Below are 12,024 nucleotides of genomic sequence, written 5' to 3' on the forward strand. Positions count from 1 at the left end.
CTGCCCGCGTCCACCTGCCCGACGAGGAACGGCCCACCGGCTCCAGGACTGCGCCTGGTGCCGGTGGGCCGTTCGAACGTCTCCTGCGGTCACCGGTGGTTCGACCGGGCGTCCGACTCCTCCAGCCCTCCGCTGGGCCCTCCTCGGGCCGGACGGGTCGGGTGGCTACGCGGTTGGGGGCGGCACCAGCTTCGGGGCGATCTGCGTTCCGGTTCGCGCGTCGAGCACCAAGATGGCCTCCACCGGACAGCACTCGGCGGCCTCGACCACCGCGTCATCCGGCGCCACCACGTCGGCCGACGGCCGGGAGACCTGCTCCATCGTGAAGTGGTCCGGCGCGCTGCCGACGCAGAAGCCCGAGGTGACGCATCGGGCCGAGTCCACCGACAGCCGCCACCGGGTCTGGCTCTCCGCGTCCGCGCTCGTCGCTGCCTCGTCCCGTCGCACGTCCGCGGTGCTGGGCCCGTTGGTCACGAGTGGGTCCACGTCAGCTCACCACCGAGTACTTCTGCCAACCGGTCGCGATGACCTCCGGTGCGGACATCGTCGCGTCCGGCCGGTCCGGGGCGAACTTGCCGTTGTGCAGGTGGACCACGAGCGTGCCGTCGGCGCGTACGGCCAGCAGGTCCGGCCGGCCGTCGAGGTCGATGTCGGTCACCGAGATGTGCGCGAACTCCTGCCAGCCCCGGCCGAGCGTGTACCAACGGCCCTCGCCCTGCCACCATTGGCCCTCGCCGGAGGTGTTGTGCGCGAACTCGTACAGGTCGAGGTCGCCGTTGGCACGGCGGACCAGCAGATCGGGGCGGCCGGTGCCGGTGATGTCGGCCATTGCGAGCGGGAAGTCGTTGACGTCGACGGTCACCAGTCGGTGCGCGGTGCGGTCGTACGTCTCGTTCTGCTTGACCTCCCGCTGGTTGAAGAACGCGTCGACGTTGCCCGCGTTCTGTTCCCGGCCGAACATGTCGTCGCAGCCGTCCATGTCGACGTCCGCGATGCCCAGGGTCTCCCACTTCTTGTCGTCGCGTGCGCCGGAGATGCGGATCGGCTCGCCGAGGGTGTCGAGGCCGTTCAGCCCGCCCTTGTTCGGGTAGAGAAAAATGCCGTGGGTCGCGTTCGCATAGGTCATGCTGACGCCGATGACGTCGGCATAACCGTTACCGGTGACGTCGATGGGACGGACCACCACGTGGTTCCGCTGCGGATGGAAGCTGGTGCTGATCAACTCCGGCTTGTCGAAGGTCTCGCTGCCACGGAAGCTGCCGGTGTGCGGAAAGACCAGCAGATGGCCCGTGGCGTCGTCGCGGGCCATGATGTCCATCCTCCCGTCCCCGTTGAATGAACGGCAGTGGCCATTCCCGCTCATGCGTGCCACAAATACCTCCAGGTATGCTCCGAAATACGACAGTCCGATCATTACGAACGGGAGATGGGGCAGGTACCCCTACCCGCACCCCTCACCACCCGGGAAGGCGGCGTCCCGACCGCAGAGTCGCGAAATCAGCGGAACTTGATGTGGGAACGGTTCAACTCGTCCATTGAACCGACCCCGAGCAGCTTCATGGTGATTTCGATCTCCCGGCTGAGAATCTCCATCGCGCGTACGACGCCGCGCCGGCCGCCGGCCATCAAGCCGTACTGGTAGGCCCGACCGACCACCGCGGCGCTGGCGCCCAGCGCGATCGCGGCCACGATGTCCGCGCCCGAGGTGATGCCGGTGTCGACGAGCACCTCGACCCGGTCACCGACCTCGTCGACCACGTGCGGCAGCAGCTCGACGGGCACCGGTGCCCGGTCGAGCTTGCGCCCGCCGTGCGTGGACAGCCACACCCCGTCGACCCCGACGGCCGCGACCCGCTTGGCGTCCGCGACGCTCTGCACGCCCTTGGCGACGAGCTTTCCCGACCAGGCGCCGCGCAGCCACTCGACGTCCTCGATGGACAACCGCGGGTTGAACACCCGTTTGATCATGTCCGACGCGGACCCGCCGGTCGCCTTCAGCACCTGCGGCGACGGGGCGCCCGCCCGGAACTGCCGCACCCACCAACCCGGGTGCAGGCACGCCTCGGCGAAGGTGGCGACGCTCATCGACGGCGGGATGGTGAGCCCGTTGCGGATGTCGCGGCGGCGCGGGACGGAGATCGGCGTGTCCAGCGTCAGCAGGATCGTGTCGAACCTGGCCTCCTCCGCGAGCGCGAGCAGCTCCTTGACCATCGCCCGGTCCTCGGCGAAGTACAGCTGGAACCAGTGCCGGCCCTCCGGCGCGGCGGCGGCGACGTCCGCCAGCGACGTGGTGGCGAGGGTGGAGACCGAGTACGGCACACCGAACTGCTGCGCGACCGAGGCGACCGCCGGCTCGCCCTCGGCGTGCATCACCCGGTTGAACCCGACGGGCGCCAGGGCGAACGGCAGCTTCTGCCGCTTTCCCAGCACCGTACGGCTGGTGTCCAGTTTGGACACGTCGCGCAGAACCGACGGCTGGAACTCGATGTTCGCGAAGGTCTCCCGCGCGCGGCTGAGGCTGCGCTCGCTGTCCGCCGCCCCGTCGCAGTAGTCGAACACCATCCGCGGCACGGCCCGGCGGGCGACGGCGCGCAGGTCGGCGATGCCCGCCGCGCGCAGCAGCCGGCGATCCGTCGGGTTCCACGCCACCTTGGGCGGCTTGATCAGGGTGCTCATCCGAGCGGACTTGCTCATGTGGGCTTCCTTATGTGAGGGGGGTGAGGAAGGGGGCCGCTCCACGTCGTGGGGGGGGGTCGGCTACGCGACGAGGGCCCGCTGGGCGAGCAGTTCCTCGACCACCTCGGCGGGTGTCGGGTGGTCGTAGACGAGCGCGGCCGTCAGCTCCAGCCCGGTGAGGGCTTCGAGCCTGCGGCGCAGCTCCACGGCGGTGAGCGAGGAGAAGCCGATGTCGAGGAACTCCCGGTCCTCCTCGACGGTGGCCGCCGACGGCAGACCGAGCGTGTACGCGGTCTGTGCCCGCACCACGTGCGACAGCACCGTGCGGCTCTCCGCCTCGTCGGCGCCGTCGAGCAGCCGACGCACGGCGTCCGGGCTGTCCACGTCGAGCGTGTCCTCGGCGGACTCGGAGATGTGACGCATCGCGTCCGGCAGCTCCCGCAGCAGCGGGCTCGGCCGGTAGCGGGTGTAGTCGGGCACGAACGAGGCCCAGTCCACGTCGGCCGCGACCCGGCCGACGGCGCCCGCGCCCACCGCGGCGGCGAACCGCTCGACGGTGAGGTCCGGCCCGACCGCTACGCACACCGCCCCGTCACGCCGCTGGGCGATCGCGTCGAACACGGCCGCCGTCTCGGCGGCGCCGGCGACCCCGAACAGCTCGTCGACCGTGTGCACGAGCACGAGCCGCTCCGCCTCGGCGGCGAGGGCGGTCGCGACCGCGTCGTCGGCGTCGCTGGTGACGACCACCGTGTCGGCGGCGCCCGTGGTGACCGTCGCGCCCGCCGCCTCCAGCAGGGCGGCGATCCGCTCCGCCAGCGGCCCACCGTGCAGCGCGACCGTGCCGGCCGGCCGCCACGGGTCACCCGCGTGCGCGGGTGCCGCGACGAGCCGGCGGGCGAAGACGCCCGCCGGGCGCAGCGCCACCTGGTCCTCACCCGCGCCCCGGGTGAGCACCCGGCACAGGGCGCTCAGGGTCCGCTCGTCGAGCGCCTCCGGCAGGTCGACGACCCCACCCCAGGCGCGGGGCGTGGTGACGGCGGCGGCCCGGCCGAAGCCCCACGCCGCGGCCCCGGTCGGGTCGGCGACGCGTTCGCCGGGGGCGACCGCGACCGCCTGCCGGGTCAACGCCCACACCGGGGCGTCGATGCGGGCCTCGTCGAGGGCCCCGAGCAGCTCGGCGGGGGCGGGTCCGGTGGGCGTCGTCAGCACCCCCGACACCACGTGGTCCGGCGCGAGGTCGAGCAGTTCGTCGGCCGTGCCGGCGCGGTACACGCGGACGTCGGCGCCGTGCCGGGCCATCGCCTCGGCGATGGGATCGACGCCCTCCGGCACCAGCCAGACGCCCGGGAGCGCGGCGGTCGGCAGCGCGGTGACCGGGGACCACCGCAGCTGGTAGCCCGGCGCGGGCCCACGCCGCCACGTCGACAGGGCCACCGCCACGTCCTTGAGGGTCGCGGTGTCGTCCAGACCCAGCAGCGCGCCCAGGTCGTCGCGGTCGACCGCGGCCCAGAAGTCGTCGCCGGGCGCGGCGACGGCGGGCGCGTCCGGCCACAGGCGGGTGCGCTGGAAGGCGTACGTGGGCAGCGCCACCGGGCGCGCGCCGGCGAAGAAGGCCGCCCAGTCGACGACCACACCTCGACTGTGCAGGCGGGCGAGGGCCTCGACCACCACCAGCGCACCGTCGCGGTCGGCGCGCTGCGCGGGCACGAACTCGGCGTCCGCCACGCAGTCCCGGCCGAGGGCGGTGAGCACCGCGTCCGGACCCAGCTCCAGGAAGGTGCGTACGCCGCGTGCCGCCAGTGCCTCGACCGCCGCGGCGAACCGCACCGTCGCCCGCACCTGGGTGACCCAGTACTCGGGCGTCAGCTCGGCGACGTCGCCGGTGACCGTGGAGAGCACGGGGATCGTCGGCGGCTGGTGGGTGACGGACTCGGCGACCGCGCGGAACTCGGCCAGCATCGGCTCCATCAGCGGCGAGTGGAACGCGTGCGAGACGGTCAACCGCTTCGTCTTGCGACCGCCGCGGGTCAACTCCTCGGCGACCGCCAGGGTGGCCGCCTCCTCGCCGGAGAGCACCACCGACTGCGGTCCGTTGACCGCGGCGATGGCCACCCCGCCGGAGAGCAGCGGCGCGACCTCGTCCTCCGTGGCCCGCACCGCCACCATCGCCCCGCCGGTCGGCAGCGCCTGCATCAGTCGGCCGCGGGCGACCACCAACCGGGCGGCGTCGGCCAACGTGAAGACCCCCGCCACGTGCGCCGCCGCCAACTCACCGATCGAGTGCCCCGCCACGAAGTCGGGCCGCACACCCCACGACTCGAACAGCCGGAACAACGCGACCTCGACCGCGAACAACGCGGGCTGCGTCCACCCCGTCTGGTGCAGCTCCTCGCTGTCGAGGATCTCCCGCAACGGCCGGTCCAGATGCCCGTCCAACTCCCGGCACACCTCGTCGAACGCCCGCGCGAACACCGGGAACGCCAGCAGCTCCCGCGCCATCCCCGCCCGCTGCGCCCCCTGACCGGTGAAGATCAGAGCGGTCGCCCCGGCGGTGTCGGCGACCCCGCCGACGACCCCGGAGGCGTTCTCGCCGCGCGCCAGCGCGGAGAGGCCGGCGCGCAGCTCGTCGAGGTCCCCGCCGAGCACGGCCGCCCGGTGCCGCAGCGCGGTCCGGGTGGTGGCGAGCGAGTAGCCGACATCGACGGCGGACGCCTCGTCGGTGAGGCGCGCGGCGAGCCGGGCCGCCTGGTCGCGCAGCGCGGCCTGGTCGCGGCCGGACACCAGCAGGGGCACCACCGGCACCTCGGCCGTCGAGTCCACCACCACCGGCTCCGGCGCCTGCTCGATGATCGCGTGCGCGTTGGTGCCGGAGATGCCGAACGAGGAGACGCCGGCGCGGCGCGGGCGTCCCGTCTCCGGCCAGGGCACCGCCTCGGTCAGCAGCCGGACGGCCCCGTCGGCCCAGTCCACGTGCGGCGACGGCGCGTCGACGTGCAGCGTCTGCGGCAGCACGCCGTGCCGGATCGCCTCCACCATCTTGATCACCCCGGCGACACCGGCAGCGGCCTGCGTGTGCCCGATGTTCGACTTGATCGAGCCGACCCAGAGCGGCTGCTCGCCCCGGTCGCGGCCGTACGTCGCGATGAGCGACCGGGCCTCGATCGGGTCGCCCAGCGTGGTGCCGGTGCCGTGCGCCTCCACCGCGTCCACGTCGGCGGGACGCAGCCCCGCGTCGGCGAGCGCCTGGTTGACCAGTCGCTGCTGGGAGGGGCCGTTCGGCGCGGTCATGCCGTTGCTCGCGCCGTCCTGGTTCACGGCGGTGGCGCGGACGACGGCGAGCACCGGATGGCCGTTGCGGCGCGCGTCGGAGAGCTTCTCGAGCACCAGTACGCCGACTCCCTCGCCCCAGCCGGTGCCGTCCGCGCCGGCGGCGAAGGACTTGCACCGGCCGTCCGGCGCGAGGGCCCGCTGGCGGCTGAAGTCGATGAACGCGTTGGGCGTCGCGAGCACGGTCACGCCGCCGGCGAGGGCGAGGGCGCACTCGCCCCGACGCAGCGACTGGGCGGCCAGGTGCAGGGTGACCAGCGACGACGAGCACGCCGTGTCGACGGTGACGGCCGGCCCCTCCAGCCCCAGCGCGTACGACACCCGACCGGAGACCACGCCGCCGGCGACGCCGGTGCCGATGAACCCGTCGAGCTCGGCGGACAGGTGCTGGAGGTGGGCCACGTAGTCGTGGTACATGAGGCCGGCGAACACGCCGGTGCGGCTGCCGCGGAGGCTGGTGGGATCGATGCCGGCGCGCTCGACGGCCTCCCACGAGGTCTCCAGGAACAGCCGCTGCTGCGGGTCCATGGCCAGGGCCTCGCGTCGGGAGATGCCGAAGAACTCGGCGTCGAACAAGGCCGCGTCGTACAGGAACGCGCCCTCCGCGCAGTACGTGCGGCCGGGCTTGTCCGGGTCGGTGTCGACAAGGTTGTCGATGTCCCAGCCCCGGTCGGTCGGAAAGCCGGCCACCGCGTCGACGCCCCCCGCGACCAGGTCCCACAGCTTCTCCGGGGAGCTGGCGCCGCCGGGGAAGCGGCAGCCCATGCCGACGATCGCGATCGGGTCGTCGCCGCCGTCGGAGGAGGCCACCACCATGGCGGCGGCCGGCCCGCCGTCGAAGAGCTCCGCGTCCAGGTGCTCGGCGAGCACCGTCGGGTTGGGGTAGTCGAAGACCAGGGTGACGGGCAGCCGCAGGCCGACCACCGCGTTGAGTCGGTTGCGGAACTCGACCGCGGTGAGCGAGTCGAAGCCCAACTCCTTGAAGGCCGTCGTGGCGCCGACCGCGTCGCCGCCGCCGTGCCCCAGCACGACCGCGACCTGCGCGCGGACGATGTCCACGAGTTCCTTGCGGCGCTCCGCAGGGCCCCGCCCGGCCAGGGTCGCGACCAGGTCGGAGGCCGCCGCGGCGTCGGCCGAGACCTGGCGTCGCGCCGGGGTGCGGACCAGGCCGCGCAGCACCGTGGGCAGCACCCCGCCGGTCGCCTGCTCCCGCAGCGCGGCGAGGTCCAGGTGGATCGGCACGAGGGCGGCCTCCGGCGCGCCGAGCGCCTCGTCGAACAGCGCGAGACCGTCCTCCGTGGACAGCGGCCGTACGCCGGAGCGCCGCATCCGGGCCAGGTCGGCGTCGTCGAGGGCGCCGGTGAGGCCGGTGCGCTGCGCCCACATGCCCCACGCCAGCGAGACGGCGGGCAGGCCCCGGGCACGCCGGTGGGCGGCGAACGCGTCGACGAAGGCGTTGGCCGCCGCGTAGTTGCCCTGCCCGGGGCCGCCGAGGACGCCCGCCGCCGAGGAGAACACGACGAAGGCGCTCAGGTCACCGGCCAGCTCGTGCAGGTTGACCAGCGCGTCGACCTTGGGGCGCAGCGCGGTCGCGAGCCGCTCCGGCGTGAGCGACGCGATCATGCCGTCGTCGAGGACGCCGGCCGTGTGCACGACCGCCGTGGGCGGGTGCTCCGCGACGAGCGCGGCCAGCGCCTCGCGGTCGGCGGCGTCGCAGGCGGCCACCGTCACGTGCACGCCCTGGGCGGTCAGCTCGTCGTGCAGGATCGCCAGGTCCTCGGTCATGCCGCGGCGGCCGGCGAGCACGAGCCGGCGGACGCCGTGGCGCGCGACGAGGTGCCGGGCGACGAGGCGGCCGAGCGTGCCGGAGGCGCCCGTGACCAGGACGGTTCCGGTGATCTCCGGCGGCGTGCCCGGTTCGCCCGCCGCCTTGGCGAGGCGGGGCGCGAGCACCTCGGCGTCGCGCAGGACGAGCTGCGGTTCACCCGTACGCAGCGCGGGCACCAGGTTCGCCTGCCACCGCTGACCGGCGACGTCGACCAGGACGAACCGGCCGGGGTTCTCGGACTGCGCCGAGCGCACGAGCCCCCACACGGCGGCGAGCGCCGGGTCGGTGCCGTCCGTGGCGCCCTCGGTGAGCAGGACCAGCCGGGCGTCGGCGAACCGGTCGTCGGCGAGCCACTCCTGGACGGCGGCGAGGGTGCGCTCCGCCACCCGGTAGGTGTCCCCGACGAGGTCGTCGCCGTCGCGGGTGATCGGGAGGACCACGTGGCCGGGAACCTCGGTGATCGCGGCGAGGCTGTCGTACGTGGTGGCGCCGGGCAGGTCGCCGCCGACGACCGCGACCGTGGCCGCGCCGTCGGCCACCGGGACCGGCACCCAGTCGAGCACGTGCATCGCCTGGTGGCGCGGGTTGGTCAGGGCGGCGAGCGCGCCCGCGGGCAGGCGGCGCACCGCCAGCGCCTCGATCGCGGCGACGGGCGCACCCGCATGATCTGCGACGGCCACCGCGACGGCGTTGGGGCCCGCCGGCCGGATGGTCACCCGCAGCCGGGCGGCACCGGTGGCGTGCAGGCTCACCCCGTGCCAGGCGAACGGCAGCCACGGCCCGCCCGCGCCGTCGTCCGCGGTGAAGACGCCCAGGCCGAGCGGGTGCAGCCCCGCGTCGAGCAGGGCGGGATGCAGGCCGAAGCCGGCGACCTTCGCCGTGTCGGGCGCGGTGACCTCGGCGAACAGCTCGTCGCCCCGCCGCCACACCGAGCCCAGGCCGCCGAAGGCGGGGCCGTAGGTCACGTCGAGCGACGCGAACCGGTCGTACAACTGCGCGGTGTCCACCGCCTCGGCGCCCTCGGGCGGCCAGACACCCGCCGGGGTCGCCGCACGGTCGTCGGCGCCCGCCGCGCCGGTGGCGAGGGTGCCGGTGGCGTGCCGGGTCCACTGGCCGTCCGCGTCGGGCCGCGAGTGGACCGTCAGCCGCCGGACGCCGTCCGGGCCGGGCTCGCCGACGCGGAGCTGGACCTGCACCGCACCCCGCTCCGGCACCACCAGGGGCGCCTCGAGCGTCAGCTCCTCGATCCGGGTGGCGCCGACCTCGTCGCCCGCCCGGATCGCCAGCTCGACGAAGGCGGTGCCGGGCAGGAGGATCCGGCCCGCCACCCGGTGGTCGGCGAGCCAGGGGTGCGCCGAGGTCGACAGTCGGCCGGTGAGCAGCACCCCGTCCGCTCCGGCGAGCGACACGGTCGCGCCGAGCAGCGGGTGCCCGGTGGAGCCCAGGCCGAGGCCGGTGGCGTCGACCGGGCCGCCCGCGCCGCTGGGCCAGTAGGTGCGCCGCTGGAAGGCGTACGTCGGCAGGGCGACCCGCCGGGCGGGGGCGGTGACGAGCGTGGCCCAGTCGGGCCGTACGCCCCGGGTGTGCGCCTGCCCCAGCGACAGCAGGAACCGGCGCAGGCCGCCCTCGTCGCGGCGCAGCGTGCCGACGACGGAGCCGCCCTCGGCCTCGTCGAGCAGGTCCTGCACGGCCGGTACGAGCACGGGGTGCGAGCTGACCTCGATGAAGGAGTCGACGCCGTCGGCGACCAGGCCGCGTACGGTCTGCTCGAACTCGACGGTCTGCCGCAGGTTGCGGTACCAGTAGTCGGCGGTCAGCTCCGCGGTGTCGAGCAGTTCGCCCGTCACGGTCGAGTAGAGCGGGATGTCGCCGGTGCGCGGGCGGACGGGGGCGAGGATCCGGAGCAGTTCGTCGCGCATCGACTCCACGTGCGCGGAGTGCGAGGCGTAGTCGACGTCGATCCGCCGGGCCCGGACCTCATCGCGCTCGCACTCGGCCAGCAGCTCGTCGAGCGCCTCGGGCGACCCGGAGACCACCACGGTGGCGGGCCCGTTCACGGCGGCGACCGACAGGCCGGGCCGCAGCCGCCGGGCGGCCTCCGCCACCGGCTGCGACACGGACACCATGCCGCCCCGGCCGGCGAGTTCCACGGCGATGAGCTGGCTGCGCCGGGTCACCACCAGGGCGGCGTCGTCGAGGGAAAGCGCGCCGGCCACGCAGGCGGCGGCGATCTCGCCCTGGGAGTGCCCGACGACGGCGGCCGGCTCGACCCCGTACGAGCGCCACAGTGCCGCCAGCGAGACCATCATGGCGAACAGCGCGGGCTGGACGACGTCGACCCGCTCGAGGGAGGCCGCGCCCGGTACGCCGCGCAGCACGTCGAGCAGCGACCAGTCGGTGTGCCGGTCCACGGCGGCGGCGCACTGCGTCATCCGGTCGGCGAAGACCGGCGAGGTGTCGAGCAGTTCGGCGGCCATGCCCAGCCACTGCGAGCCCTGCCCGGGGAAGAGGAACGCGGTGCGGTCGCCGACGTCGGCGAGGCCGGTGACGAGGTTGCGGGCGGCGTCGCCGTCGGCGAGCGCGTCGAGTGCGGTGGACAGCTCCGTCCGGTCGCCGACGAGCACCGCGCGGTGCGGCAGGCGGGCCCGGGTGGTGGCGAGGGCGTGCGCGACGTCGTGCTCGGCGTGGTCGTCGGTCAGGTGTCGGCGCAGCCGGACCGCCTGCTCACGCAGCGCCGCCTCGGTGCGGGCCGACAGTACCCACAGGGTCGGGCCCTCGGCCGGCGCGGCGTCCTGCGGGGCCTCGACGGCCGGGGGCTCCTCGATCAGCACGTGGGCGTTGGTGCCCGAGATGCCGAACGACGAGACGCCCGCCCGGCGCGGGGTGTCGCCCCGCGGCCAGCCCACCGGCTCGTCCAGCAGCCGCACCGCGCCGTCGGTCCAGTCCACGTGGTGCGACGGCTTGTCCACGTGCAGCGTGCGGGGCAGTTCCTCGTGCCGCAGCGCCATGACCATCTTGATCACGCCCGCGACGCCGGCGGCGGCCTGGGTGTGCCCGAAGTTGGACTTCACCGAGCCCAGCCACAGCGGCCGGTCGCGCTGCTGACCGTAGGTGGCGATGAGCGACTGGGCCTCGATCGGGTCGCCCAGCGTGGTGCCGGTGCCGTGCGCCTCCACCGCGTCCACGTCGGCCGGGGTGAGCCCGGCGCTGTCCAGGGCCTGCCGGATGACCCGCTGCTGCGACGGCCCGTTGGGCGCGGTCAGGCCGTTCGACGCGCCGTCCTGGTTGACCGCCGAGCCCCGTATCACGGCCAGGATCTGGTGGCCGTTGCGGCGCGCGTCGGAGAGCTTCTCCAGCACGAGTACGCCGATACCCTCGCCGAACGCCGTGCCGTCCGCGGCCGAGGCGAACGCCTTCACCCGCCCGTCCGGGGCGAGCCCCTTCTGGCTGGAGAACTCGATGAACGTGCCCGGCGTGCCGATGACGCAGCTGCCACCGGCCAGCGCGAGGTCGCAGTCGCCGCTGCGCAGCGCGTGCGCCGCCACGTGCATCGCCACCAGCGACGACGAGCACGCCGTGTCGACGGTGACGGCCGGTCCCTCCAGCCCCAGCACGTACGACACCCGGCCGGACACCACACTGCCGGCGACCCCGGTCATCGTGTAGCCGATCAGCGCGTCCATGTCCTGCTGCATCGCCGACAGGTACTCGACGCTGTTGGCGCCGACGAACACGCCGGTCCGGCTGCCCCGCAGGGATTGCGGGTCGATGCCGGCGTGCTCGAACGCCTCCCACGACGTCTCCAGCATCAGCCGCTGCTGCGGGTCCATCGCCAGCGCCTCACGAGGGCTGATCCCGAAGAAGCCCGCGTCGAAGTCGATGGCGTCGGAGATGAAGCCGCCGCGTCGTACGTAGCTGGTGCCGGTGCCGCTGTCCGGGTCGAACAGGTCGTCCAGGTCCCAGCCCCGGTCGGTGGGGAAGTCGGTGATGCCCTCCCCGCCGGCCGACACCAGCTCCCAGAGCTCTTCGGCGGAGCGCACGCCGCCCGGGAAGCGGCAGCCGATGCCGACGATGGCGATCGGCTCCCGCTCCGTCGCGGTCCGCAGCTTGCGCCGCGTCTCGTGCAGGTCGGCGGTCACGCGCCGGAGGTACTCGACAAGCTGTTCTTCGTTCGCCATCAGTAGCCCTCCTCA

At 74.3% G+C, this 12,024-nt stretch carries 4 protein-coding genes; all 4 read right to left on the minus strand.

Features of this window, described 5'->3' with window-relative positions; translation table 11 throughout:
• Positions 1-165: 165 nt before the first annotated feature.
• Positions 166-486 carry a ferredoxin gene (locus tag GA0070610_RS21370; RefSeq protein ID WP_231925758.1) on the minus strand — a complete coding sequence of 107 codons (321 nt, stop codon included), beginning with the start codon at positions 484-486 and terminating at the stop codon, positions 166-168.
• 1 nt (position 487) lies between these two features.
• Positions 488-1,414 (minus strand): FG-GAP repeat domain-containing protein, encoded by a 927-nt coding sequence (locus tag GA0070610_RS21375; RefSeq protein ID WP_089001693.1) that lies wholly within the window; start codon positions 1,412-1,414, stop codon positions 488-490.
• An 83-nt stretch (positions 1,415-1,497) separates the two neighbouring features.
• Positions 1,498-2,694 (minus strand): alpha-hydroxy acid oxidase, encoded by a 1,197-nt coding sequence (locus GA0070610_RS21380; protein ID WP_089001694.1) that lies wholly within the window; start codon positions 2,692-2,694, stop codon positions 1,498-1,500.
• Positions 2,695-2,757: 63 nt separating this feature from the next.
• Complete coding sequence (locus GA0070610_RS21385) at positions 2,758-12,009, minus strand: type I polyketide synthase (RefSeq protein WP_089001695.1); 9,252 nt, start codon at positions 12,007-12,009, stop codon at positions 2,758-2,760.
• Positions 12,010-12,024 lie beyond the last annotated feature (15 nt).

Source organism: Micromonospora echinofusca (assembly GCF_900091445.1).
GTDB lineage: Bacteria > Actinomycetota > Actinomycetes > Mycobacteriales > Micromonosporaceae > Micromonospora > Micromonospora echinofusca.